This window comes from Streptosporangium sp. NBC_01469 (assembly GCF_036227305.1).
In the GTDB taxonomy this organism is placed as follows: Bacteria; Actinomycetota; Actinomycetes; order Streptosporangiales; family Streptosporangiaceae; genus Streptosporangium.
The window spans coordinates 6,389,356-6,412,697 of sequence record NZ_CP109465.1; the positions used below are offsets into that span (position 1 = coordinate 6,389,356).

General features: G+C 71.6%; 20 protein-coding genes. 11 read left to right on the plus strand and 9 right to left on the minus strand.

The window, feature by feature from the left end; translation table 11 throughout:
• Window positions 1–44 precede the first annotated feature (44 nt).
• The gene (locus tag OG587_RS28010) at window positions 45–176 is read left to right on the plus strand and encodes a hypothetical protein (protein WP_329080358.1); all 132 of its coding nucleotides are present in this window, start codon (window positions 45–47) and stop codon (window positions 174–176) included.
• A 158-nt stretch (window positions 177–334) separates the two neighbouring features.
• Here OG587_RS28010 and OG587_RS28015 read toward each other — a convergent pair whose 3' ends face one another.
• From OG587_RS28015 to OG587_RS28030, 4 genes are all read right to left on the minus strand, one after another.
• Entirely contained in the window at window positions 335–1,156 is an 822-nt protein-coding gene (locus OG587_RS28015; RefSeq protein ID WP_329080360.1) for a serine hydrolase, read from the minus strand.
• Window positions 1,157–1,634: 478 nt separating this feature from the next.
• Window positions 1,635–1,799, minus strand: coding sequence for a hypothetical protein (locus tag OG587_RS28020; RefSeq protein WP_329080362.1), 165 nt, complete (start codon window positions 1,797–1,799; stop codon window positions 1,635–1,637).
• A 3-nt stretch (window positions 1,800–1,802) separates the two neighbouring features.
• Entirely contained in the window at window positions 1,803–2,528 is a 726-nt protein-coding gene (locus OG587_RS28025) for a response regulator transcription factor (protein WP_329080364.1), read from the minus strand.
• The gene (locus OG587_RS28030) at window positions 2,525–3,712 is read right to left on the minus strand and encodes a sensor histidine kinase (protein WP_329080366.1); all 1,188 of its coding nucleotides are present in this window, start codon (window positions 3,710–3,712) and stop codon (window positions 2,525–2,527) included. Before OG587_RS28030 ends, OG587_RS28025 begins: the two co-directional genes overlap by 4 nt.
• Window positions 3,713–4,033: 321 nt before the next feature.
• Between OG587_RS28030 and OG587_RS28035 the strand changes: the two genes are divergently transcribed.
• Entirely contained in the window at window positions 4,034–4,783 is a 750-nt protein-coding gene (locus OG587_RS28035; RefSeq protein WP_329080368.1) for a hypothetical protein, read from the plus strand.
• A gap of 175 nt (window positions 4,784–4,958) precedes the next feature.
• Window positions 4,959–6,455, plus strand: coding sequence for an aldehyde dehydrogenase family protein (locus OG587_RS28040; protein WP_329080370.1), 1,497 nt, complete (start codon window positions 4,959–4,961; stop codon window positions 6,453–6,455).
• 142 nt (window positions 6,456–6,597) lie between these two features.
• Here OG587_RS28040 and OG587_RS28045 read toward each other — a convergent pair whose 3' ends face one another.
• The gene (locus tag OG587_RS28045; RefSeq protein ID WP_329080372.1) at window positions 6,598–7,656 is read right to left on the minus strand and encodes a hypothetical protein; all 1,059 of its coding nucleotides are present in this window, start codon (window positions 7,654–7,656) and stop codon (window positions 6,598–6,600) included.
• A 283-nt stretch (window positions 7,657–7,939) separates the two neighbouring features.
• Between OG587_RS28045 and OG587_RS28050 the strand changes: the two genes are divergently transcribed.
• From OG587_RS28050 to OG587_RS28065, 4 genes are all read left to right on the plus strand, one after another.
• Window positions 7,940–8,656 carry a polyprenol monophosphomannose synthase gene (locus OG587_RS28050; protein WP_329094040.1) on the plus strand — a complete coding sequence of 239 codons (717 nt, stop codon included), beginning with the start codon at window positions 7,940–7,942 and terminating at the stop codon, window positions 8,654–8,656.
• 334 nt (window positions 8,657–8,990) lie between these two features.
• Complete coding sequence (locus OG587_RS28055) at window positions 8,991–9,770, plus strand: Ig-like domain-containing protein (RefSeq protein ID WP_329080373.1); 780 nt, start codon at window positions 8,991–8,993, stop codon at window positions 9,768–9,770.
• Between the two features lie 166 nt (window positions 9,771–9,936).
• The gene (locus tag OG587_RS28060; RefSeq protein WP_329080375.1) at window positions 9,937–13,023 is read left to right on the plus strand and encodes a BTAD domain-containing putative transcriptional regulator; all 3,087 of its coding nucleotides are present in this window, start codon (window positions 9,937–9,939) and stop codon (window positions 13,021–13,023) included.
• Between the two features lie 78 nt (window positions 13,024–13,101).
• Window positions 13,102–13,866 carry an SDR family NAD(P)-dependent oxidoreductase gene (locus OG587_RS28065; protein WP_329080377.1) on the plus strand — a complete coding sequence of 255 codons (765 nt, stop codon included), beginning with the start codon at window positions 13,102–13,104 and terminating at the stop codon, window positions 13,864–13,866.
• A 264-nt stretch (window positions 13,867–14,130) separates the two neighbouring features.
• Here the strand turns inward: OG587_RS28065 and OG587_RS28070 are convergent, their stop codons facing one another.
• Window positions 14,131–14,682 carry a DinB family protein gene (locus tag OG587_RS28070; protein ID WP_329080379.1) on the minus strand — a complete coding sequence of 184 codons (552 nt, stop codon included), beginning with the start codon at window positions 14,680–14,682 and terminating at the stop codon, window positions 14,131–14,133.
• 165 nt (window positions 14,683–14,847) lie between these two features.
• Complete coding sequence (locus OG587_RS28075) at window positions 14,848–15,828, minus strand: aldo/keto reductase (RefSeq protein ID WP_329080381.1); 981 nt, start codon at window positions 15,826–15,828, stop codon at window positions 14,848–14,850.
• Between the two features lie 463 nt (window positions 15,829–16,291).
• On the opposite strand from OG587_RS28075, the gene OG587_RS28080 reads away from it, so the two are divergent.
• The 4 genes from OG587_RS28080 (at window position 16,292) to OG587_RS28095 (ending at window position 20,449) form a co-directional block, all read left to right on the plus strand.
• Complete coding sequence (locus tag OG587_RS28080) at window positions 16,292–17,638, plus strand: PP2C family protein-serine/threonine phosphatase (RefSeq protein ID WP_329080383.1); 1,347 nt, start codon at window positions 16,292–16,294, stop codon at window positions 17,636–17,638.
• A gap of 152 nt (window positions 17,639–17,790) precedes the next feature.
• Window positions 17,791–18,237 (plus strand): MarR family winged helix-turn-helix transcriptional regulator, encoded by a 447-nt coding sequence (locus OG587_RS28085; RefSeq protein ID WP_329080384.1) that lies wholly within the window; start codon window positions 17,791–17,793, stop codon window positions 18,235–18,237.
• Window positions 18,238–18,321: 84 nt separating this feature from the next.
• Window positions 18,322–18,822: a hypothetical protein gene (locus OG587_RS28090; RefSeq protein ID WP_329080387.1), complete on the plus strand. Its 501-nt coding sequence runs from the start codon at window positions 18,322–18,324 to the stop codon at window positions 18,820–18,822.
• A 496-nt stretch (window positions 18,823–19,318) separates the two neighbouring features.
• Window positions 19,319–20,449 carry an SDR family oxidoreductase gene (locus OG587_RS28095; protein WP_329080389.1) on the plus strand — a complete coding sequence of 377 codons (1,131 nt, stop codon included), beginning with the start codon at window positions 19,319–19,321 and terminating at the stop codon, window positions 20,447–20,449.
• A gap of 178 nt (window positions 20,450–20,627) precedes the next feature.
• Here the strand turns inward: OG587_RS28095 and OG587_RS28100 are convergent, their stop codons facing one another.
• Both OG587_RS28100 and OG587_RS28105 read right to left on the minus strand, forming a co-directional pair.
• On the minus strand, window positions 20,628–21,512 hold the full coding sequence (locus tag OG587_RS28100) for a hypothetical protein (protein WP_329080391.1): 885 nt from the start codon (window positions 21,510–21,512) through the stop codon (window positions 20,628–20,630).
• A 190-nt stretch (window positions 21,513–21,702) separates the two neighbouring features.
• On the minus strand, window positions 21,703–23,340 hold the full coding sequence (locus OG587_RS28105; protein ID WP_329080393.1) for an ABC-F family ATP-binding cassette domain-containing protein: 1,638 nt from the start codon (window positions 23,338–23,340) through the stop codon (window positions 21,703–21,705).
• Between the last annotated feature and the right edge of the window lie 2 nt (window positions 23,341–23,342).

Below are 23,342 nucleotides of genomic sequence, written 5' to 3' on the forward strand. Positions count from 1 at the left end.
ACCCGAGGGGGCGTCGACCCGCGCCCGCGGAACCGTCGTGACAGGTGCGGCGCCGCTTCCCTCGCGGATGCGACCTGCCGGCCGCCACCGAGGACCGGCCCGCCCGCGTGGTGCGCGGGGTGAGCGCGCTGACCCGCGACGGGGGCGGGCGGATCCACCCGCGCCACTTCACGTGAAGCCACGGAATCGAAAACAACGGCAGTCGTCGCGCCAGAAAATAGAGCACTTGAGACTGGGCCAAATAATAAGAGGAAGGAAATTCTGCTGTCCCGGTGTGGAAAAAATCGTCAGTGGCGCCGCGCCGACGGCTGCGGAGGAAATTGATATGAGTATGCTAGTCGTGCGGATCGGGCGAAGGCGTTCCTTCTTCTCTGAGTTCGTGGACTCTTCCTCCGATGGTCTGCCATACGGCGTACACCGTATCGGCGATTTCGATGCCGGTCCGGCCTGCGTCTGTCTGCCTGTCCGTTAGCACTGCAATGGCTATTTTTATTTCCCTGTCAGATATTAGGGCGACATCATTCGCCACGCCGTTCAGTGATCCCGTCTTGTTTGCTATGGAAATATCTTCAGGGAATCTCAGTGCTATTCGAGACTTTCGAAGCCCGTTTACCATCGCGTTGCGGATCCAGGAATACGTGTTTTCTTGATCCAAGTGGGTCAATAGGCGTATTTGATCCATGGTCGAGGTGGTGTTTGCTCGCCCAATGGGACTCAATTCAAAGTCTCGATATCCGACGCGTATCATCGATTGACGGCAGGAAATGTCTTTGAGAAACGAGTTGACGGATTGTATTCCAGCGAGATCGAGAAGATATTGAGAGATCAGATTGTCGCTGGTCGCCAGCATGATTCCACAAAGTTCTTTTATTGTAAATGTGTGATCTTCTCTGAGTACTTCAAGGAGGGTTGGATAGATGCTGGTGCCAAGATCTTTCCTTTTAATGAGAAGCGAACTGCTCAGAAGGCCGTTGTCGAGTTGGCGGGCTATCTCCATCGAGATCGCCACTTTCAGGGTGCTGGCCCCCGGGCGCGACTCGTCACCTCGAACTGTTATTTCTATTTCTGGTCCGGATAGTGACTTTATCGACAGGCTGCGCCCGCTGTCTCTTGCGAACTCTCGTACGATCTTGTCAATCTGATGTGAGACGGTCATCTCGCCCTCCAATTTTTCATGCGTGCACGATATTGTATGGTTCTGTGTCTCGAAAGTGAAGGGTGATGTGCTTGGTAAATGTGGAAGCGCTGGATTGGTTATTACTGCCCGAAAAATCCCTGTGGGGTGACTTTATCGATCGACCGATGGCCAAGATCCGGTGCGTGGAATCAGTGAGGAGCCACTGAGATTAAATCTCCATGTTCAGGCCAGGTTGAAGGACGGGCCGGTCTCGTTGAGGAAACCGGCGGCGAGATCAGGTCGATACCGCATGCGTTTCAGCCGAGGCTTGATGATCGCGTTGAGGGGATCCAGGCCGTTGACCGCAGGATTGCCCGATCCGATGCGCAGGAAATCCGCTGCCCTCCGGATGCCTCATAACTCCGGAATGCCGAACGCGAGGTCATCCAACGGCCACGAACCACCATCGATGATCTAACTTCCGAGCTTCAACCTCGGTAGCTGTCCGGTTGCCCGGTTATCCGGCGAGGAGAACGCGGTCGAAGACGGCTCGTCGCTCGTCCAGGTAACCGGCGTCGGCGAGATACCGCAGGTCGTGCCCATCGGCCAGGTGACCCGCGAAGGCCGCGTTGCCCGCGGCGGCCTCGACACCGCCGCCGGTCAGGATCTCCCGGTCGGGCATCGGTCACGCTCCCCGGGGTGTCGCGCTTCCGGCGGAGACCAGGCCCGTCTCGTAGGCGATGATCACGAGCTGGGCGCGGTCGCGCGCGTGGAGTTTGTCGAGCAGGCGTCCCACGTGCGTCTTCACCGTGCCGACGCTGAGGTGCAGGAGCTCGGCGATCTCGGTGTTGGACAGCCCCCGGGCGATCAGGGTGAGAACCTCGCGCTCGCGGACGGTGACCCCGTCGAGCTCGCGGGCCAGAGGCCGGGCGGGAGCGGCCAGCCGCGCGAACTCGGTGATGAGCCGCCGCGTCACGCCGGGCGCCAGCAGGGCCTCACCGGAGACGACCACGCGGATCGCCTCCAGGAGGTGCGCCGCGGTGGTGTCCTTGACCAGGAAGCCGCTCGCCCCCGCCCGCAGGGCCGCGTAGACGTACTCGTCCAGGTCGAACGTCGTCAGGATCAGCACGCGCACACCGGCGGTCTCGGGCGAGCCGCAGATCAGCCGGGTGGCCTCGATGCCGTCCATCTCGGGCATCCGCACGTCCATCAGCACCACGTCCGGACGCTCCCGCCCGGCCATCCGCACGGCCTCGGCACCGGTGGCCGCCTCGCCGACCGTGACCATTCCCTCGGTGGCGTCGACGAGGGCGCGGAAGCTGTCACGCAGCAGCACGTGATCGTCGGCGAGCAGCACCCGGATCGGTGACGCGGAGCCGTTCGCGGCGCCCGTCTCGGCGGTTCCTGTCACGGCGTCCGTCCGGACGGCTCGTACGGCAGGTGGGCTGACACCCGGAAGCCTCCCTCGGGTCGTGGGCCGGCACTGAACGTGCCACCGTACATCGTGACACGTTCCCTCATCCCGACCAGCCCGTGCGCCTCGGCACCCCGCGGCTCCGCGGGCCTGCGGCCCCGGCCGTCGTCGACCACCTCGATCCGCACCGCCCCTCCGCCGGTCTCGACGAGGACCTCGCAGCGAGCCGGGGCGGCGTGCTTGACGACGTTGGTGAGCGCCTCCTGCACGATGCGGTACACCGACAGGCCCACCGCCTCCGGCAGCTCGCCGGTGCCGCGTATCTCAAGGTCGACGGGAACGCCCGCGGCCCGGGTGTGCTCGGCGAGCAGGTGCAGCTGGGCGGGTCCCGGTGGCGGCGCCAGGTCGGCGGGGGAGCCCTCGTCGGAGCGGAGCACCCCCAGCAGGCGGCGGATGTCGGTGAGCGCGGCCCTGCTGGTGTGCTCGATGACGGCCAGCGCGGACATGGCCTCCTGCGGGTTGGTCGCGGCGATGTGGTTGGCGACGGTGGCCTTGACCGCGATCAGGCTCATGCTGTGCCCGACGATGTCGTGCAGCTCGCGGGCGATGTGCAGCCGTTCGTCGGCCACGGCCTGCCGGGAGAGCCGGGCGGCGGTGGCCCGCCGCCGGCGGAGCGCGGCCCCGGCCGCCCATGCCCCGCACATGATCGCCCAGATCACGCCGGCCTCCACCGGCCAGGCGGGGAGCACCTCGCCGGGCACCGCCCCCGGCCGCGGGACGGGCCGCATGACGGAGTACAGGTACGCCACGGCGGCACCCGAGGCGAGCAGGCAGGCCACCAGGGCGGTCACGGACCGGCGGGGCGGCGCGGTCAGTGCGACGAGGTAGAGCGCCAGGGCGGCGGGAACGTAGGCCACCCAGATCGCCCCGGCGCCGACCGTGCCGAGCAGCGTCGCCACCACCGCGCCCACGCCCGTCACGGCGAGCACCGGCAGCGGCCAGCGCCGCCGCACCGCCACGGGCAGCGCGATGGCCACGGCCGACGTCCACGCCACCCAGAGCGGGCCGGTGAACACCTGGACGGGGGGATCGAGGGCCGCGTACGCGATCAGAAGCACCAGCGCCGGAGCCGCGACGACATCGAGGGGGAGCAGGTAGGCGCGCCCACGGGAGCTGTTCACGCGACGACGCTATCGCCGCAGGCCAGGCAGCGCATCCACCCGTGGTCGGTCCTCCCGGAGGCACAGGCCGGTGGGCGCGGAGCCGCCGGGGTGGGGGCGCGGGCATGGGTTCGCGGGTGTGGGGCCGTGGAACGGGCCGGTGGATATCGGCCGGTGGGCGCGGAGCTGTCGGGGTGGGTTCGCGGGTGCGGGGCCGCGGCATGGGCCCGTGGACATAGGCCCGTGGGCACAGGGCGCGGGCGCCGGTGCGATCCCGGTCGCACCGGTGACCTCCGACCGGGGCCGGATGTGCGGGAGGCCGCCGTCCGCGAGCGTTGGAGCATGACCACCGACACTTACCCGCAGACCACCGAGCGGGCCCACCGGATCGAGCGCTTCTGGTTTCCCGGGCCGTGGGTGGGCGGGATCGCGATGATCCTGGGTCCCCTGCTGATGTCCGCCGGGGTGCTCGTGCGCATCAGGTATCACTTCTTCTTTCCCCAGCAGCTGGAGGCCTACGACGCGGAACCGGCACTGATGGTCGCCGCCTACAGCCTCTTCGTCGCGGGCAACGTGCTCATGTGGCCCGCCGTCGCGACGCTCGCCCGGCTGATCGGCGTCACCAGGCCCGGCTGGGCGGTCTGGGGCGGCACCCTCGTGACGCTCGGGCTGTTCACCCGCACCTTCCACGGAGGCATCGACCACCTCGCCTTCCAGCTCGTCGACGTGCAGGGACTGGAAGCCGCGACCAGGGCGGTCTCCGACTCCTACACGGCCTGGCACCTGTTCCGCCTCCCGGCCCTCGCCGTCGTCGTCGGCTGGATCGTGCTCGCGATCGGCGCCTACCGGTCCGGCGTGCTGGGACCGGTCCGCTCCATCGCGCTGGGCTGCATGTGGGTCCTCGCCCTCGGCACGCTCAAGGGCACCGAGCCGCAGTCGCTACTGGCCGTCGCCGGGCTGTGTGTCGCGTTCGTGCCGCTGGGCGTACGGGTGCTGCGCGACGGCCCCGGGCCGACGGGGAGGACCTGGGCGTGGACCGCCCTCGCCGTCGTGCTGGGCGTGCTCCTCGTCCTCTTCGACCTCGACGGATGAGACCCGGTGCCGCATCGGCCGGAGAGGGGGAGTCCTTGTGCTCTCACTTCGTCCGTAGTCTGATTGAGAGGATTCATTCATCGGGCCGAGCGTCCGCGTACCGGGGGCGGTTCCACGGTGCGGGCGGGTGCGCGGTCCGGCAGAGCGTCTCTGAACAGGAAGGGAGCCGACGCTGATGACGGTAACCCTGGAAAAGAGCGTCGAGGACTTCATCACCACCCCCCACAAATTGTTCATCGACGGGCAGTGGGTGGACGCGGCGTCGGGCAAGACGTTCGCGACCCCCAACCCCGCGACCGGGCAGACCCTGGCGCACGTCGCCGAGGCCGACGCCGAGGACGTCGACCGGGCGGTGCGCGCGGCCCGCAGGGCCTTCGAGCAGGGCCCCTGGTCGCGGATGACCGCCTCCGAGCGAGGACGGATCATCTGGAGGATCGGTGACCTGATCCTGGAGCACGCGGAGGAACTGGCCCAGCTCGAAGCGCTGGACAACGGCAAACCGGTGGCCGTGGCACGCGCGGCGGACGTCCCGCTGGCGGCGGACCTGTTCCACTACATGGCGGGCTGGGCGACCAAGATCGAGGGCAACACGATCTCGCTGTCGGTGCCGTACATGCCGGGCGCCGCGTTCCACGCCTACACCCTGCGCGAGCCGATCGGCGTGGTCGGCCAGATCATCCCGTGGAACTTCCCGCTGCTGATGGCGGCCTGGAAACTCGGGCCCGCGCTGGCGACGGGGAACGTCGTGATCCTCAAGCCCGCCGAGCAGACCCCGCTGTCCGCCCTGCGGCTGGCGGAGCTGATCGCCGAGGCCGGGATGCCCGACGGCGTGGTCAACGTCCTGCCCGGATACGGCGAGACCGCCGGTGCGGCGCTCGCCGCGCACGACGGCGTGGACAAGGTCGCCTTCACCGGCTCCACCGAGGTCGGCAAGCTGATCGTGCACGCCGCGGCGGGCAACCTGAAGAAGGTCACCCTGGAGCTCGGCGGCAAGAGCCCCAACGTCGTCTTCGACGACGCCGACCCCGACATCGCCATCCAGGGCGCGGCGAACGCGATCTTCTTCAACCACGGCCAGTGTTGCGTGGCCGGATCCCGGCTGTTCGTCCAGCGGGACCGGTTCGACCAGGTGGTGGAGGGGGTCGCCGAGATCGCCCGGGGCATCAGGCTCGGTCCGGGCATGGAGCCCGACACGCAGATGGGTCCCCTGGTCTCCGACGAGCAGCTGCGCCGGGTGACCGGCTACCTGGACTCGGGGCGCGAGGAGGGCGTCCGGACACTCGCCGGCGGCAACCGGCACGGGGAGCGGGGCTACTTCGTCCAGCCCACCGTGCTCACCGACGTACGCCCGGAGATGAAGGTCGTCCGCGAGGAGATCTTCGGGCCGGTGGTGGTCGCCTCGCCGTTCTCCGACCTGGACGAGATCGCCGCGGAGGCCAACGCCACCGACTTCGGTCTGGGGGCCGGCATCTGGACCCGCGACATCTCCAAGGCGCACGCCCTCGCCGGCAAGATCCGCGCGGGCACCGTCTGGATCAACTGCTACAACGTCTTCGACGCAGCCCTGCCCTTCGGCGGGTACAAGCAGTCGGGCTGGGGCCGGGAGATGGGCCACCAGGCCCTCGACGCCTACACCGAGGTGAAGTCCGTCTGCACCCAGCTGCAGACCTGATCACGCGCCGGCACGTGCCCGTACGGCCCCACACGGCGCCGTACGGCGGGTGACCGGGCCGAGGACCGCGACTTTGCCGGGGGCACCGGCTCCACGCCCCCGGCGGGGCCGCGGTCCTGCGTGTGCGGGAGCCGCCGGGACCTCACACGCGGGTGCCGGACCCGGCCTCCAGCAGGGACCGGCTCCGGTCGTCTCCCCAGATCGAGAACGGGTCCACGTACGGCCGCAGCAGGGCGGTGAGCTCCGCGTCGCCCCGGCCGTTGAGCTCGTCCGACGCTATCTTCCTCGCCGTTCCGGCCAGGAGGTCGGCGACCTGGACCCGCGCGTCCGAGCGTGCGGCGACGAACCTCAGGCCGGCCAGCCGGCCCCTGGGCGAGCAGGGTGGCGCGCCGGGCCGTGGCTCGCCGAACATCTCCCTGAGCCGCGCGACGCGCTCCTCCGTCAGGATGGTCTGCCGGTCGTGGACGATCGAGACGGGCCTGATGCCCTCACCCCAGTGGTCGACGGCCCGGACGATGGCCGGGATCAGGGGGTCCAGCGCCGGAAACACCTGCGGGTCGTCGAGAAGCCGCGCCAGGAAGGAGTCCACGCGAGGCCTGGCCCGCCAGAGCGACTCCATGATCTCGCCGGCCTCGCTCCCCGCGCCGGCGCGGCGCAGGACGTCGACCATGCCGAAGAACGTGTCGGGGGACGTCCCCGCGCCCCGGCCGTTCCCGGCGCGCATCAGGTCGTTGAACGACTCCAGGAAGGCCTCCCACCGTTCGCGCCCGAACGTGCGGCGGCCCTCGCGGTAGAGGGTGACGGCCAGGGCGCCGGTCCGCGGATCCCGGGGCCGGTCCGCGTCCGGCGCCTGGGCGGTCTCCTCGGCGAGCAGGCCGGCGAGTTTCCCGACGACGAGGAACGTCTTGTCGGTCAGATGCACGTGAGCGTTCCCGCGGATCGGCCCCGACGGTCCGAGCAGCCACACGAGGGCCGGCCTGTTCTTCTCGCGGAGCAGGAGGTTCGCCTTGTATTCCAGTGCCGGAGAGGGCGCTATGTTCCGTATTTCCTGAATGCAGTCGGCCGCGGATTCAATGTCCAGGCGCACGCCGGCATGGGTGAAAACGTCGGTGTTCCCGCCGATGAGCTTCTCGCCCTCCGAGCCGGACTCGTCGCAGGCGATCTCCAGGGGTTGGTCGGCCGATACGGATTCTGCCCGCATAATGTCCCCGCGATATCGGTCACTGCCCGGTTCCATTATGAATGGACGATTCTTTAGGATACGTCACCATGATGCGTGCGCAACGGGTTTTGTTGGCCCGTACCAGGGCAGCGCGACGTGCCGTGGACTCCATACCGGAGGGGGGCGGCGCGGCCGGGCCACCGGCCGCTAGCATGGGTTGATCTTTGCCGTTTCCGGTGTCCGAGATCACCGGACGGGAACACCGCGACGTCCCGCGGTGAGAACATCCGACCATCGAGCCCGGAAGGCCCTCACCTCGAACATGGCCACCGTCACCGTCGTGATCCCGACGTTCAACGAGGTGGACAACCTTCCGCTGATCGCGGAGGCTCTGCTCGCGTTGCCGCTTGACGGCCTGCGGATCCTGGTCGTCGACGACGACTCCCCTGACGGCACGGGGAAGGTGGCCGACAGGCTGGCCGCCGCGCATCCCGGCCGGGTCGACGTGGTGCACCGGCAGGTCAGGGAGGGGCTCGGGCGCGCCTATGTCGACGGCATGGAGACCGCCCTCGCGGCCGGGGCGGAGTTCGTGGTGCAGATGGACGCCGACTTCTCGCACCCCGTCGACGCCGTTCCGCGCCTGCTCGGGACCGCGCTGGCGACGGAGGCGGCGTGCGTGATCGGCAGCCGGTACGTGCCGGGCGGGACGCTGGCCGCCGAGTGGAGCCTGTGGCGGCGGGCCCTGTCGAGGTGGGCGAACCTCTACGTCCGCACCATCCTGCGGGTCAGGTTGCGGGACGTGACCGCCGGGTTCAAGATCTGGCGGGCGGAAAGCCTCGCCGCCCTGGACCTCGGCACGATCTCGTCGGGGGGTTACAGCTTCCAGGTGGAGATGCACCACCGGGCGACCAGGGCGGGGATGACGATCGTCGAGATCCCCATCCATTTCTCCGACCGCCGGGCGGGCAGTTCGAAGATGAGCCTCAGGGTGCAGCTGGAGTCGGCCCTGATGCCGTGGCGGCTGATCTTCAGGCGCTGAGGGGAGCCGCGCGACGCGCCGGTTCCGCGCGTCCCCCGTACCCGCGGATCGGGTCTCCTCCGGTGGGCGGACGGCGCGTGCCGCCGGGCCGTGTGACGCGGTGGACGCGGCCTTTATCCGTTGTCATCCCGCTCCATCTGGTGACCTCTTATTGGTAATCGACAAATTCTCTCCGCTGGTATCTATCGGTATGTCATATGACGAGTACTGTGCCGCCGATCAGTAATGTCGGAAGGTGTGGCGCATCATCCCAATGCGTCTTGACGGCACAATACTAAAAGAAAAGAACGATATTATGATATATGCCAATCGATCTCGTGTGACGGTACGGAACATGGTGCGTTCGGGGCTGGCCGGGATCCTCGCGACCCTGGCCGCGACCGGGGTCGCCGCCGTCCCCGGCACCGCGAGCGCGGCGTCGGTGTCCCCCGGCGGTGCTGCGAACCTCGCCGTCCCGGTCCAGGACTCCGGAGTCGGAGTCGGCGCCACCGTGATCACCGGGAGCGCCGGCGAGTCGCCGGGCACGTCGTTCAGCGGCTTCCCGCCCACCGCGATCACCGGTGCCGGGGGCCGGGGCGACACCGTCGCCCAGCCGGCGCGGCGCGCCGCGCCCGCCGCCCGCGACGACGCCGACCCGGCCCCCGGCACGAACCCGGCCCCCGGCACCGACCCGGCCGTCTCGTCCGCGCTCCTGCCGTGCGGAACGGCCACCACCGTGACCGGGCTGGCCTCGACGTGCGGCAGCGGGAGCGACAGCGGACCGATCACCTTCACCGCGACGGTGACGGCGTCGGACGGGAGCGTCCCCACGGGCGTGGTCGTCTTCGCCACCGACGGGGCGACCCTGGGAAGGGCACAGCTCGTGGCCGGTGTCGCCACCCTGACGATGTCGAGTCTCTCCCGGGGCGTGTACCGGGTCATCGGCTACTACTCGGGTACGGACCAGTACGATCCGAGCAACACGCCGTTGCTGGTCCAGCGCGTCGACATGGGCTGCCCGTGCACGCCGGGGCGCCAGACGGGCCTGATCAGGGTGCGGGTCAACGGGGAGACCAGGAGCCCGGCCCCCGGGGGGAGAGTCCGCACCCAGACCGTGTTCGGCAGGAGCGCGTAGCCGGGCGGCCGGCGCTTCCGGCCCGCACTCCGACCGGCGGCGAACCGCCCTCCAGGACTCGCCGCCGCTCGGCGTCCCACCCTGATCGGTTCGGCGGACCGGCTTCTCACGCACCTGGCCACTCGGCCCTCTCCCGGCCGGATCCCCATGAGCGATAATCTGCGATGTGCTGTTCGGTGTCCTCGGCCCGGTGGAGGTGCGGTCCGCCGCGGGAGACCTGGTCCCCGTCGGCGGCCCGAGACTGCGCGCGCTGCTCGCCCTGCTGCTGATGGACGCGGACCGGGTGGTCACCGCGGAGCGGATGATCGACGGCCTCTACGGGAAGGCGCCGCCGCCCGGCGCGGCGAACGCCCTGCAGTCCCAGGTGTCACGGCTGCGCCGTGGACTGCGGGCCGTCGGCGCGCGGATCGAGTTCCATCCGGCGGGCTACCGCCTCGTCGCCGATCCCGAGAGCGTCGACGCGCACCGGTTCGAGCGGCTCGCCCGCGAGGGCCGCCACGCGCTGGCCGCCGGCGACCACCCCCGCGCGGCCGCCCTGCTCCGCGAGGGTCTGGGACTGTGGCGGGGCGCGGCCCTGGCGGATGTGTCCGGCGCGCCGTTCGCCGAGGTCCAGGCGGCGCGCCTGGAGGAGCTGCGGGTCACCGCCTTCGAGGACGGCGCGGAGGCCGAACTCGCCCTGGGCGGGCATCGCGGGATGGTGGCGGAGCTGCGCAGGACGGTGGACGCGCACCCGCTGCGGGAACGGCTGCGGAGCCAGCTCATGCGGGCGTTGCACGGCTCGGGCCGGCAGGCCGAGGCGCTAGTGGTGTTCGAGGACGCCCGGCGGACCCTGGCCGAGGAGCTGGGCGCGGACCCGTCCGCCGAACTCGGGGACGTCCACCTGGCCGTGCTGCGAGACGCGCGTCCGCCCCTCGCGAGCCTGCCCGCCCAGCTCACCAGCTTCGTGGGACGCGAGCGGGAGTGCGCCAGGATCGGCGAGCTTTTAAGCAGGGCGCGCCTGGTCACCCTCACCGGGCCCGGCGGGGCGGGCAAGACCCGGCTGGCCATCGAGGCGGCCCGGCGGCAGGCGGGCGAGGTGTGTTTCGTGGACCTGGCCCAGCTCGGCGACGGCACGCAGGTCCCGCAGGCGGTGGGCCTGGCGCTGGGACTGCGTGAGTACGGGTTGCTTCCCGGCTCGGCGGATCCCCTCGGCCGCCTGGTCGCGGAGCTGGAGGGCCGCCGGATGCTGCTCGTCGCCGACAACTGCGAACACCTCCTCGACGAGGTGGCCCGGCTGGTCCGCCGGCTGCTGGCCGCGTGTCCCGAGCTGCGGGTGCTGGCCACCAGCAGGGAGGCGCTGGGCATCACGGGCGAGTCGCTGTGTCCGGTCACGCCGCTCGCGCTCCCCGGCCCCGCGGCGGGACCCGAGGAGGCGCTCGGCCACGCCGCCGTGCGGCTGTTCGCCGACCGGGTCGCCGCGGTGCGTCCGCGGTTCGTGGTGGACACCGGCAACGTCGGGACGGTGTCGCGGATCTGCGCGGCTCTCGACGGCCTGCCCCTGGCCATCGAGCTGGCCGCCGCGCGACTGCGCTCGCTCACGGTCGAGGAGGTCGCCGACCGGCTGGACGACCGGTTCGGGCTGCTGTCGCGGGGCGACCGCACGGCCGCGCCGCGACACCGGACGCTGCGCGCGGTGATCGAGTGGAGCTGGGACCTGCTCGACGCACGGGAGCGGCTGCTGGCCAGGCGCCTCACGGTTTTCGCCGGGGGCGCGACCCTGGAGACGGCCGCCCGTGTCTGCGGCGTGCCCGACACCGTCGGCGCCATGACCGGTCTGGTGGACAAGTCCCTGGTGGAGGCCCACGGCGGCCGCTATCACATGCTGGACACCGTACGGGAGTTCTGCGCCGAACGGCTGGCGGAGGCCGGTGAGCGGGAAGCGGTACGGCGAGCGCACGCCACCTACTTCCACGACCTCGCCGAGACCGCCGACGCCCACCTGCGCGGCGCCTCGCAGGTGGAGTGGGCGGCCACGCTCACCGCCGAGCACGGCAACCTCCACGCCGCGCTGCGCTGGGCGGTCCACGCCGACCCCGTCCTGGGGCTGCGGCTGGTCGCCGCGCTGTCGTGGTACTGGTGGCTCAGCGGCCTGCGCGACGAGGGCGCCCCGCCGGCCGCCGCGCTCGTCGAGGCGCTCGGCGCCTCGGTGCCGCCCGAGCTGGTGGAGGAGTACGTCCTGTGCGCCGTCCACACCGCGCCGGCCGGCCTCCCCGGCCTGGAACGAGCCGAGTCGATCATCATCGCCCGCGGGCACCCGCTCCGGCGTCCGCACCTTCTCCTCCTGTACTCCATGGCCGTGGTGCCCGCGGACGCCGCCGTCTCCATACCACCGGGGCTGCTCGGCCCCGACCCGTGGTCGCGGGCGCTGCTACGGCTGAGCGAGGGGCACCGGCGGATGTTCGGCGGCGAGCCGGCCGAGGCCGAGGCGGCGTTCCTGGGGGCACTCGACGGCTTCCGGTCGATCGGAGACCGCTGGGGGGCGGCCAACGCGCTGGACCGGCTGGCCGAGATCGCCGGCTGGCGGGGGGACCGGGCGAGGTCGTCGGCGTTGAGCGACGAGGCGCTCGCGCTGCTCGGAGAGCTCGGTGCCGCCGAGGCCGCCGCTGACCTGCTGTGCCGGCTCGCGTACGGGGCGATCCGCGCGGGCGGCAGCCTGGCCGCCGCGTACCTCGACTATGAGCGCGCCGCCGAACTGGCCCGTACGGCGGGCACCGCGGAAACGGTGGCCGGGGCGCGCTGCGGGCTCGGTGAGATCTCGCGGCTGCGTGGCGACCTGCCCGGCGCCCGGCGTCTCTTCGAGCTGGCGCTGGAAGGAGACGCCGCCGCGACGGCGGGCGCCGGGCGGACGCGGTCACGGGCTCTGATCGGGCTGGGCCGGATCGCCGAGGCCGAGGGGAACCTCGCCGAGGCCCGGACCCGGCTGTGCCAGGCGCTGGATGTCGCGATCGGGCACCGCGACCGCCCGGTGGCGGCCGAGGCGGTCGCGGGCGCCGCCGGTCTCGCCCTGCTCGAAGGCGACGCCGAGCGGGCCGCGCTGTTGCTGGGTACGGCCGTGGCGGTGAGCGGAGCTCCGGACGCGGCGAGACCCGAGGTGGCGGCCGGGGCCAGGGACCGGATCGGAGCCGGGGGATACGCCGCGGCATTCGAGCGGGGCGCGGCGATGACCTGCGAGGACGCCTTCGCCCTCCTCCGGCCGGCACCGCCCGGTGCGTGACGGTCGGGGTTCGGTGCGCGGACGGTCAGCGCCGTCGGCGAGGCTGGCCGCACCAACCACCGACGAGGGAGTCCACGCATGGGAAACCTGACCGGCAAGACGGCACTGGTGACGGGAGCCTCACGCGGCATCGGCCGCGCCATCGCCGAACGGATCGCCGCCGACGGCGCGCTGACCGCCGTGCACTACGGCGGCAACGAGGCCGCGGCGAACGACACGGTGGCCGCGATCGAGGAGGCCGGCGGGCGGGCCTTCCCGATCCGGGCCGAACTCGGCATCGACGGCGACGTGGACACCCTGTTCGCCGGACTGGACGAGGGCCTGTCGGGGCAGCCACTCGACATCCTGGTCAACAACGCGGCCGGACCGCCGGCCGGGCCGATCGAGGAGACCACCCCGGAGGGCTTCGACCGCCTGTTCGCCGTCAACGTGAAGGCGCCGTTCTTCATCATCCAGCGAGCCCTCCCGCTGATGCGCGACGGCGGGCGCGTCATCACCATCTCCTCCACCAGCACCCGGGTCGCCACGCCCTTCCAGACCTCCTACGCCATGACGAAGGGAGCCGTCGAGACCATGGGCCTCACCCTGGCGAACGCGCTGGGGGAGCGGGGGATCACGGTGAACACCGTCACGCCGGGCGCCACCCTCACCGACCTGAACGCCGCACTGTTCGAGGATCTGGGCGTCAAGGAGTTCATGAGCGGCCTGACGGCGCTGAACCGGGTCGGCCTGCCCGCCGACATCGCCGACGCCGTCGCGTTCCTCGCCTCCCACGACGGCCGGTGGGTCACCGGCCACGTGCTCGACGTCAGCGGCGGCATGTATCTCGGCCCTCGTATCTGAGCGTCCGAGGCGGGCGCGACGGCACGGCCTCGTCCCCGTCGACGGAGGTGAGCCGGTGGGCCGCGCCGAGGGGCGCGGGCCCGCCGTCCGTCCGCCCGCGCGCCGGGACCGGCGGCGACCTCGTGCCCGGCCTCCTCCGGGGCCTCGACCACGTGACTCCCGAAGAACCCGGCCGAGCCGGTGACCGGTGTCCTCACGCGGCGACGCCCCTGTGAGCGGCGGCCGGACAGGTGCGGTCGAAAGCGGCGGCGAGGCGCCGCGTGATCACACCTGGGAGCCGCCGGGCTCGTGCCTCCGCGCTGCGTGGAGGTGGCGGACGAGGCCGACCTCGGAGACGTTCTTGGTCAGCTCGATGGTGACCCAGCCCGCTATGTCGACCAGCCTCTGCTCCTGTCCCCACGGCAGCCCGGCGGTCCTGTCGGTGGAGTCGAGGTCGGCGTCGGTGAGCGGCAGCAGCGCCGCCCGCCAGTCGTCCTTCAGCCCGCGCAGCCAGTCGGCCGTGGCCGCTGCGGTGCCCGGCCAGGTGATCTCCTCGCGCGCGGGGGCCCCGGAGCCGAAGCAGTGTCCGAGGGTGGTCGTCCACCAGAAGCCGATGTGCCAGGTCAGCCACCCGATCGAGACGACCGGTGCGGGATCCGGCTCCGGCACCTCCCAGTCGGCCACCCAGTGGCCCCGTCCGTCCGGCCGGACGGTCCAGCAGCCCGGTGCGGGCTCCCAGAGGCAGGCCGGATCGTCGAGATCCTTCAGGTGATACTCGAAAAGCGCCCATGCGATGTCGAGCTGCCGGATCAGTAGATCAATTCGGGGTACGGTCACCGGGGAACCCTGGCATCGCTCCCGGCCGCCCCGCCACCGGTTTTCACCGGCCGGAAGGACACCGGGTCTCACCGGCCGGAAAGACGGGGTCCGGGACCGGGCCGGAGCCGGGAGGCACGCCGTGGCCACGGTGGACCGGCGGGCCCCGGGACTCCACAGTCACCGTCAGAGCAGCGTCCCGCCCTCGGCCTCGAACGCTCCGAGTGCCCGCTCCAGCTGAGCGAGCGTGTCCGGGTGCAGCGTGAGGTCGGCGGCTTCCAGGTTCTCCCTGATGTGGGAGGGTGTGCGGCTGCCGGGGATCGCCACGACGTGGTCGTCCTGGTGCAGCAGCCATGCCAGGGCGAGCTGGGCGGAGGTGACGCCCAGGCGGGCCGCCATGTCCTTGATCGGGGCGTAGCGGTCGTTGTTCCGGGCCAGGTTCCGGGCGGAGAAGCGCGGCGCGTTGTGCCGGAAGTCCCCCTCGCCCAGGCTGCTGACCGTACCGGTCAGGAAGCCGTTGCCCAGCGGGCTCCACGCGACGATCCCGACCCCCAGTTCGCGGGCCGCCGCCAGCAGGTCGGCGTCGATGGGCCGCCACATGGACCACTCGTTCTGCACGGCGGCCACCGGGTGCACGGCGTGCGCCGCGCGCAACTGCCCGGCGGTCACGTTGGACAGGCCCAGGTGCCTGACCAGGCCGTCCCGGACGAGCTCGGCCATCGCGGCGACCGTCTCCTCGATCGGCACCCCGGGGTCCGGGTAGTGCACGTAGTAGAGGTCGATCACGTCGGTGCCGAGGTTGCGCAGACTCCGTTCGGCGTACCGCCGGACCAGCCGCGCCTCACCGTTCACCTTCAGCTCGCCGAACGTGTAGCCCACGGGGAAGGACCTGGCCGTCTCCCCCTCGGGGATGGCGAGGCCGAACTTGGTGGCGATCACCACCTCGTCCCTGCGTCCCCTGATCGCCCTGCCCACCAGACGCTCGTTGTGCCCGTTGGGGCCGTAGGCGTCGCTGGTGTCCACGTGGTAGGCGCCCGCGTCGAGGGCCGCCCCGAGCGCCGTCTCCGCGCGGGTGTCGTCGATGTCGCCGTAGATACCGGGTGACAGCACCATGGCCCCGAAGCCGATCGCCGGGACCTTCAGATTTCCAAGTTCACGTGTTCGCATGACGGTCACTCTGCGCCCGCGGGCCTCCCGCCGTCCAAGACACACCGTGATAACCGTTGGCTATGGGGTGGGCGGGGTCCGCTCGTCCGGTCGATCACCGAGGTGCTTCCGCACGATCAGGTGCGGGAACAGGTAACCGGGGCCGCACGACGGCGGGCACGCCTTGGTTCCGGCCCGTCTCGATCGCCGGGGTGAGACCTGGGTACCCACCCGGGCACCGGGGCCGCCTCATCTGGCGCGGCGGGCGTCACCGGTGCCATCGTCGGGTATGGTGGCGCCGTCCGACTCCGGGTATGTGCCCGGAGAGGGGAGTGGACCCTGTCCCCGTCCGTGTCCCCGTCCGCGGTGGGCCGTCCCGCGCGCGATCGCGGCCTGTGAAGATCGTTGGTTTGTCAGGAGGGTCGGATGCGGGGACGAGCACATGGGAAAACGGTCGCCCGGTTCGCTGCCGCGGATGTGCGGGTTGCTTGACGAAGGCGTCGTGCCGGTGCCGGGGGGACGCCGCCTCAAGACGATCGCCGATCTGCCGGACGAGGTGTTCGACGAGGCGCGGGTGGCCGCGGTGCGGGCCACGGGGCTGCTGGACGGCGAGCCGGAGGCGGTCTTCGACGACCTGGCCGAGCTGGCGGCGATCTCCGTCGGGGTCGAGCGGGCCTTCGTCACGCTGGTCGACGACCGGCGCTCGTTCTGGCTCAGCGCCGTCGGCATGGGGGCGCTGAGCACCGGCGAGCGCCAGAACGCGGTGCAGGAGAGCCCCTGCCACATCCTCATCGCCACCGATCAGCCGTTGATCGTCTCCGACGCGGCAGCCGATCCGCGGACGTGGGACCTGGCCGCGGTGGGCAAGCTGGGCATCGGCGCCTGGGCCGGATACCCCATTCACGGCCCGGACGGTGAGGTGCTGGGCGGGTTGTGCGTGGTCGACTCCCGCTCCCGCGCCTGGAGCGAGCGCCAGCTCAAGACACTGGACACCCTGGCCAGGGCCGTGACCGCCGAGATCCGGTTGCGGCACGCGCTGGTCACCGCCGAGCGGCAGGTACGCGAGCTGGAGAACTCCTGGCTGGCCTCCACCGCGCTGGCGCACACGCTGCAGCAGAGCCTGCTGCCGCCCGTCCTGGCCCGGGTCCCCGGCATCGAGACCGCGGCCCTGTACCTGTCGGCCAGCGGTGGAGCGGAGGTGACGGGCGACTTCTACGACCTGTTTCCCGTCAGCGGCTCGCGCTGGTGCGTGGTGCTGGGGGACGTGTGCGGCAAGGGGGTGGAGGCGGCCACCGTCACCGCGCTGGCCCGCTACACCCTGCGCGCCGACGCGCCCCGGCACCTGTCGCCCAGCCGGATGCTGGACCAGCTCAACGACGCCCTGCGCGCTCAGCAGGTGCCGGTGGGCCGCTTCCTGACGGTCGTCTGCGCGATCTTCCGGCCCGAGGGCGACAGGTTCGTCGGCCTGTTGTGTACCGCGGGCCATCCGCCGGCCCTGCTGCGCCGCGCGGACGGCACCGTGCACGAGCTGTTCGGCGCCGGAGCCGCGCTGGGCATATTCGACGACATCCACCTGCGTAACATGCGCTTCGAGCTGGGCCCCGGCGACGTCCTGCTGTTCTACACCGACGGCGTCACCGAGGCGCGCCAGAAGGGCGGCGTCGACTTCTTCGGAGAGGAGGGTCTCGCCCGGCTGCTGGCCGGTTGCGCGGACCTGAGCGCCGAGCAGATCATCACGCGGGTCCGGGACGCGGTGCTGGCCCACACCGGTGACGAGGCCGGAGACGACACGGCCCTGCTCGCCCTGCGCGTACCACCACGGCCGCTGTAGGTCGCGTCGGCCCGGTTCCGCGTGCGCCGGCGGCGCAGCCCCGGGGCGGTCTCGCCGGCGCCGATCGGGGCCGGTGGACACCGGGCGGGGGCGGCGCCCCGCACGCCGCCCGGTGACGGCCCGGTACTCCCACGGTGCGGGAGACTGGGGAGGTGACCATCGAGAACAGCCGCCCCGGTCCGCCCGCTACCAGCGTCTCCATCGTGTTGCTTACGCTGGCGCGCCGGATCGAGACCGAACTCAACGCCGCCCTCGCGTCGCTCGATCTCACGGTCGGCAGGCTCGGGCTGCTCGGTCACATCGCCGGCGTGCCCGGAGTGTCGTTCAGCGACCTGGCGCGGATGTCCGGTACGACGGTCCAGAGCGCCCACGCCGGGGTGAAGGTGCTCGTCGCCGCCGGGCTGGTGCGCGACAACACCGCCCGCGCCGGCTCCGCGTCGGCCATCGAGCTCACCCCCGAGGGCGCGCGTCTCCTCGACGCGGCGACGGTCGCGATAGCCGAGGTCGACGACCTGCTGTTCGGCCCCGACGCGGACCCGATCCAGCAGCGGGTCGCCGGTGCCGTACGCGCCGCCTTCCAGGGGCCGGCCACGGCCTGACCTCCTAGCCCGGCACCTTCAGCCTGCCTGAAGCTTTCGTGTTAAGCTTCAGGCTGGCTGAAGGTTGCGAGGAAAGGAGAATCCGTGGAAGCCGTGTTGCTCTCGGTCCATGTGCTCGCCGGCATCGTGTTCGTCGGGGGCTCGGCCGTCGCGACGAGCCTGTTCCCCCGCTACGCGCCGGTCGTCGCCGGCGTTCCGGTGGGCCCGGCCGCCGGGGGCGATCCGGCCGGCCCGCCGCCGGAGGCCGCGGAGGTCTCCGGGGAGCGGAACCGGGCCGTCGCCGTCGTGCTGCACCGCATCACCCGGGTCTACGGCGTCTTCGGGGTCGTCGTACCCGTCGTCGGGATCGTCCTGGGCCTCGTCCAGGGCCGGATGGGCGAGGTCTGGATAACCGTCTCCATGGTTCTCACCGCGGTCGCGGGCGGCCTGCTGGCTCTGCGGATCTATCCGGGCCAGCGCGACGCGCTCGCCGAACCCGACGGCGGGGGCCGCCTGCGCGCGCTCTCCATGGCCGCCGGGATCTACAACCTGCTGTGGGCGGCCGTCGTCGTCCTGATGATCGCCCGGCCGGGCGCATATCCGTGAGCACGTCCCGGGCGGTGGGCCGGTGAGGTGCCCTCGCCCCCACCCGGGACGGGCCCGCCGCCACACGTGTCGGTAGCGTCGAAACCGGGAGTGGTGTCACCCTCGGCGCCGGAGGGGCGGGCCAGGGCGTGATCGGGTGGCGGTCATCTCGACGGGTGTGACACGCGAGACGTGTGCGGCGCCGACACGGTTGGGGGGACGATCGATGACCGGACGGACGACGCGTCTGAGGCGGTTGCCGGACGCCCCCGAGATCCTCGTGGCGCCGGGCGCCTATGACGGGACGGGCGCCAAAATGATTAAGGCGCTCGGCTTCCAGGCGTTCTACCTCAGCGGTTTCGAGACCTCGGCCGCCGTCCCGCGCTCGCGCCCCCCGGCTCCGTCCCGGCCGCTTGACGTCCCAAGATATTTTATGGTTACTTAGTAGGAAATATAGACAATAGGTGGTGGGGGGCCGGGACGCGGTGGCGCGGTCACGGGCTCGGCGCGTTCTGGAATGGTCCGGAGCGACGCGCGCCTCACCACCATGGGCGCGTACGGCCGGATCCTGGCCGGACGGCAGCCCAGGCCGATCGGCGTCAGGACCCCGGTCGTCCGAGCTCGGGAGCCGCTGCGCGGCACCGTCGCCGATCCCACGGGACGGTTCGATCGGCGGGCGTTCTGGCCGCTGCCGCACGAGACCGTCGACGTGCCCGGCGACCGTTTCACCGTGCTTGAAGAGCACTCGGAGACGACGGTGACGGCGGTCCGCGAGTGGATCGACGCCGCTCGTCCCGTCCGGGGAATCCGCGCGGCCCAGGGCCTCCACAGAGTCCACAGAGTCCACAGAGTCCACAGAGAAGAGGAACGCATGAGTGTTCAGGTCGTGGTCGTCACCGGCGCCGCGTCCGGCATCGGGAGAGCGACCGCGGAGCTGTTCGCCGACAGGGGGGCCAGGGTCGTCGCCGTCGACGTGGCGAGGGAGGGACTGGAGAAGCTCTCCGCCATCCACGGCGTCGTCCCGCTCGTCGGCGACGTGTCCACGGAGGAGACCAACACCGCCATGGTCGACCTCGCCGTCCGCGAGTTCGGGAGGCTGGACGCGGTCGTGCTCAACGCCGGGATCAGCGGCGCGGGGCCCCTGGAGTCGCCGGGCGCCATCGACCGGTTCGACCGGATCCTCGCCGTCAACGTGCGCGGCACGGCGCTGGGCATCCGGGCCTCGCTGCCGGCCCTGCGCGCGGCGGGCGGCGGCTCGATCGTGGCGACCTCGTCGGTCTCGGGCCTCGGTGGCGACCCGGTCACCTGGGCGTACAACGCGGCCAAGGCGGCGGTGATCAACCTGGTGCGCGGCGCGGCGATCGACTACGCCGTGGAGAACATCAGGGTCAACGCCATCGCGCCCGGGGGGACGGCGACCGCGATGACCGCGGGCGTGCTGTCGCATCCCACGCTCGGACCGGCCGTGACCGGCCGCATCCCGCAGCGGCGCTGGGCGGATCCGCGCGAGCAGGCCGAGGTCATCTGGTTCCTGACCTCGCCCGCGGCGTCGTACGTCACCGGCGTCACCATCCCCGTCGACGGCGGCCTCAGCGCCAACAACGGCATCCTTCTCCCGCCCGCCTTCCCGGGCGACGCACCCAGATAGAAGTTCCGCGATGAGCACGGAGACGAACCCGTACGAGCACGGAGACGAACAAGGAGGTCGCCCGGCGCCTCTACGAGGAGCTGATCACTCTGCGGAGCCCGGAGCTGCCGGAGGAGACCGTCGGTCGGGCTGTGGCACTCCGGCGGCGCCCGCCCGGCGGCGTGGAGTCCATTTCCCGTCAGCTCGACGGCATCCTCCGGTAGGCGCTGAGCACCCGGAGGGCCCGCAGGGTCGCGACCCCCCGGTACTCCAGGGTGGCGGCCGGGCCGGGAGGCTCCCAGGTGATGGCCCATCCTCCGTCCGGCTGCTGGTCGGCCACGAGCCGGTCGAGGTGGCCCTCGATCACGTCGTCGGCGAACAACCGGCGCCAGCGGCTGCCGGGGTGGGGGGCGAGGTGCAACGGGGTGACCCCGTACTCCGGGTCTGCGGGGTCGCTCCGGTACCACTTCAGCTGGGGGAGCCACTCGCCCACCCGCTCGGCGAGGCGTTCGGCCCGGTCGCGGTCCGGGACGTGTTCGAGGAACACGAGCGTCTCGGACATGGCGTGCGCGTCGTCGGGGAAGCCCTTCTCCAGCGCCGACCAGCACCAGTCGGTGGCCCGGGTGAGCCACGGATGCTCCACCCCCATCCCGTGCAGCAGCCCGGCCAGCCCGGCGGTGGGGTTCAGCCCCGGCACGTAGGTCCAGTCCGACCAGTGCACGGCCCTTGGATAGGCCTCCATGACCGGCAGGGACAGGGGCACCGCCCCGTCGGGCGCGGCGACCTTCGCCAGCCAGTCACACGCGTGCGGCACCATCGGGTCGGTCACGGGCACACCGGCCGTCAGCAGCGTCTGGAACGTCTGGAACGCGACCTCCACGTCGATGGGCAGGCTGTCGGGGCAGCGCTTGTCGGGTTCGAGGCCGTGGCCGAAGCCGCCGTCGTCGTTCCGGTAGCCGCGCAGGGCGTCCACCACCCCGCCGGCGGGCGCCGCCTGGAAAAGGGTGGCGAACAGGCGGCGTTCGAGCAGGCGCCCCTCGCGGAGGATGAAGGCCTGAGCGGTGTCAAGGATGTTGTCACTCATGGTGCCCCATGCTGGCGGACCCCCGGCCCGGTCGTCTTGTACGAATCGGACCCGGCCCGCGAGCCCAGGCCCGTCCGGGGATCGGCCGGGCCCGGCGTTCGCGCGGACGGCACCCCGCCCGCGCGAACACCGCCCGCCGTCGCCTCCACGGCCGCCGCCGTTTCCGGGCCGTCGCCGTGTGCGCGGGCCGTCACCGTGCGCGGCGGGCCCGGTCCGGCTGCCAGAGGGGTTCGCCGGACTCGTGGACCTCCCCGTCGGCGCCGAAGATCAGGAACCGGTCGAAGTCGGCGGCGAACCACCGGTCGTGGGTGACGGCGAGCACGGTGCCGGAGAAGGAGGCGAGGCCGTCCTGGAGTGCCTGCGCGCTGGCCAGGTCGAGGTTGTCGGTCGGCTCGTCGAGCAGCAGCAGGGTGGCTCCCGACAGTTCGAGCAGCAGGATCTGCAGGCGTGCCTGCTGCCCGCCGGAGAGGGTCTCGAAGGACTGCCGGCCGGCGGGGGCGAGCTCGTAGCGGGCGAGGGAGGCCATGGCGTCGTTGAGCGTCAGCGACCCGGCGGCCGTGACGATGTCGGCGGGAGTCCGTCCGGCCAGGTCGGGCCGGGCGTGCGTCTGGACGAAGTAGCCGGGCACGACCCTGGCCCCGAGTTCCACGGTGCCCCGGTGGCGTACCGGCGCGGACGCCGGGGGGATCGCGCCGCTCCCCGATGCGGCCAGCAGCCGCAGGAAGTGGGACTTGCCGGAACCGTTCGGGCCGAGGATCGCCACCCGCTCCCCGTAGTGGATCTCGACGTCGAACGGCTCCGTCAGGCCGGTCAGCTCCAGGCGGGTGCAGATGAGCGCGCGCCTGCCGGTACGGCCGCCGCGCAGGCGCATCCGGACGTTCTGCTCCTTGGGCGCGCTCTCGGGCGGGCCCGCCTCCTCGAACCTGCCCAGCCGGGTCTGGGCGGCCCGGTAGGCGGAGGCGACGGAGTCGTTGTTGGTCGCCTTCTGGCGCAGGGTGTGGACCAGCTTCCTGAGGCGGGCGTGCTCCTCGTCCCAGCGGCGGCGGCGCTCGTGCAGGCGCTCGTTGCGGTCGAGGCGGGCCTGGGCGTAGGTGGCGAAGTTCCCGCCGTGGGTCCACACGCCGCGTGACTCCACGGTGATGACGCGGGTGGCCGTGTCGGCGATCAGCCGGCGGTCGTGGGAGACGAGCAGGACGGTCTTCCGGGTGGCCGCCAGCTGTTCCTCCAGCCACCGCTTGCCGGAGACGTCCAGGTAGTTGTCTGGTTCGTCCAGCAGCAGGACCTGGTCGGGGCCGCGCAGCAGCGCCTCCAGCGCGAGCCTTTTCTGCTCCCCGCCCGACAGCGTGCCGACGTCGCGGTCCGCCACGTGCTCGTAGCCGGCGCCCATGGCCGAGGTGGTGCAGGCGCTCCAGGTGACCTCGATGTCGTAGCCGCCGGCGTCGGCGTAGTCACCGAGGGCGCGGGCGTAGGCGAGCTGGGTCTCCTCCAGGTCGCGCTCGCCCATCGCGCGCTCGGCCCGCTCCAGCTCGGCGGTCGCGGCCCGCACGCGGTCCGGCGCCACCGACAGCAACAGCTCGCGTACCGTCTGGCCCCCGCGCAGGCCCCCGATGAACTGGCGCATCACGCCGAGCCCGCCGGATGAGGTGATCCGCCCGGAGGAGGGGTGGAGGTCGCCGGCGATCAGCCTTATCAGGGTGGTCTTGCCCGCGCCGTTGGGGCCGACCAGTGCCGCGATGACGCCGTCGCCGACACGGAAGGACACCTCGTTGAGCAGCAGCCGCCCGTCCGGCAGCACGTAGGTCAGCTCGTCGGCCTCGACATGTCCCACGG

What these genes read in the sequence shown, in the direction of transcription:
- OG587_RS28015 (WP_329080360.1), bottom strand. Translation starts at nt 1,156, where the DNA reads ATGACCGTCTCACATCAGATTGACAAGATCGTACGAGAGTTCGCAAGA.
- OG587_RS28020 (WP_329080362.1), bottom strand. Translation starts at nt 1,799, where the DNA reads ATGCCCGACCGGGAGATCCTGACCGGCGGCGGTGTCGAGGCCGCCGCG.
- OG587_RS28035 (WP_329080368.1), top strand. Translation starts at nt 4,034, where the DNA reads ATGACCACCGACACTTACCCGCAGACCACCGAGCGGGCCCACCGGATC.
- OG587_RS28040 (WP_329080370.1), top strand. Translation starts at nt 4,959, where the DNA reads ATGACGGTAACCCTGGAAAAGAGCGTCGAGGACTTCATCACCACCCCC.
- OG587_RS28045 (WP_329080372.1), bottom strand. Translation starts at nt 7,656, where the DNA reads ATGCGGGCAGAATCCGTATCGGCCGACCAACCCCTGGAGATCGCCTGC.
- OG587_RS28050 (WP_329094040.1), top strand. Translation starts at nt 7,940, where the DNA reads ATGGCCACCGTCACCGTCGTGATCCCGACGTTCAACGAGGTGGACAAC.
- OG587_RS28055 (WP_329080373.1), top strand. Translation starts at nt 8,991, where the DNA reads ATGGTGCGTTCGGGGCTGGCCGGGATCCTCGCGACCCTGGCCGCGACC.
- OG587_RS28065 (WP_329080377.1), top strand. Translation starts at nt 13,102, where the DNA reads ATGGGAAACCTGACCGGCAAGACGGCACTGGTGACGGGAGCCTCACGC.
- OG587_RS28075 (WP_329080381.1), bottom strand. Translation starts at nt 15,828, where the DNA reads ATGCGAACACGTGAACTTGGAAATCTGAAGGTCCCGGCGATCGGCTTC.
- OG587_RS28095 (WP_329080389.1), top strand. Translation starts at nt 19,319, where the DNA reads ATGGTCCGGAGCGACGCGCGCCTCACCACCATGGGCGCGTACGGCCGG.
- OG587_RS28100 (WP_329080391.1), bottom strand. Translation starts at nt 21,512, where the DNA reads ATGAGTGACAACATCCTTGACACCGCTCAGGCCTTCATCCTCCGCGAG.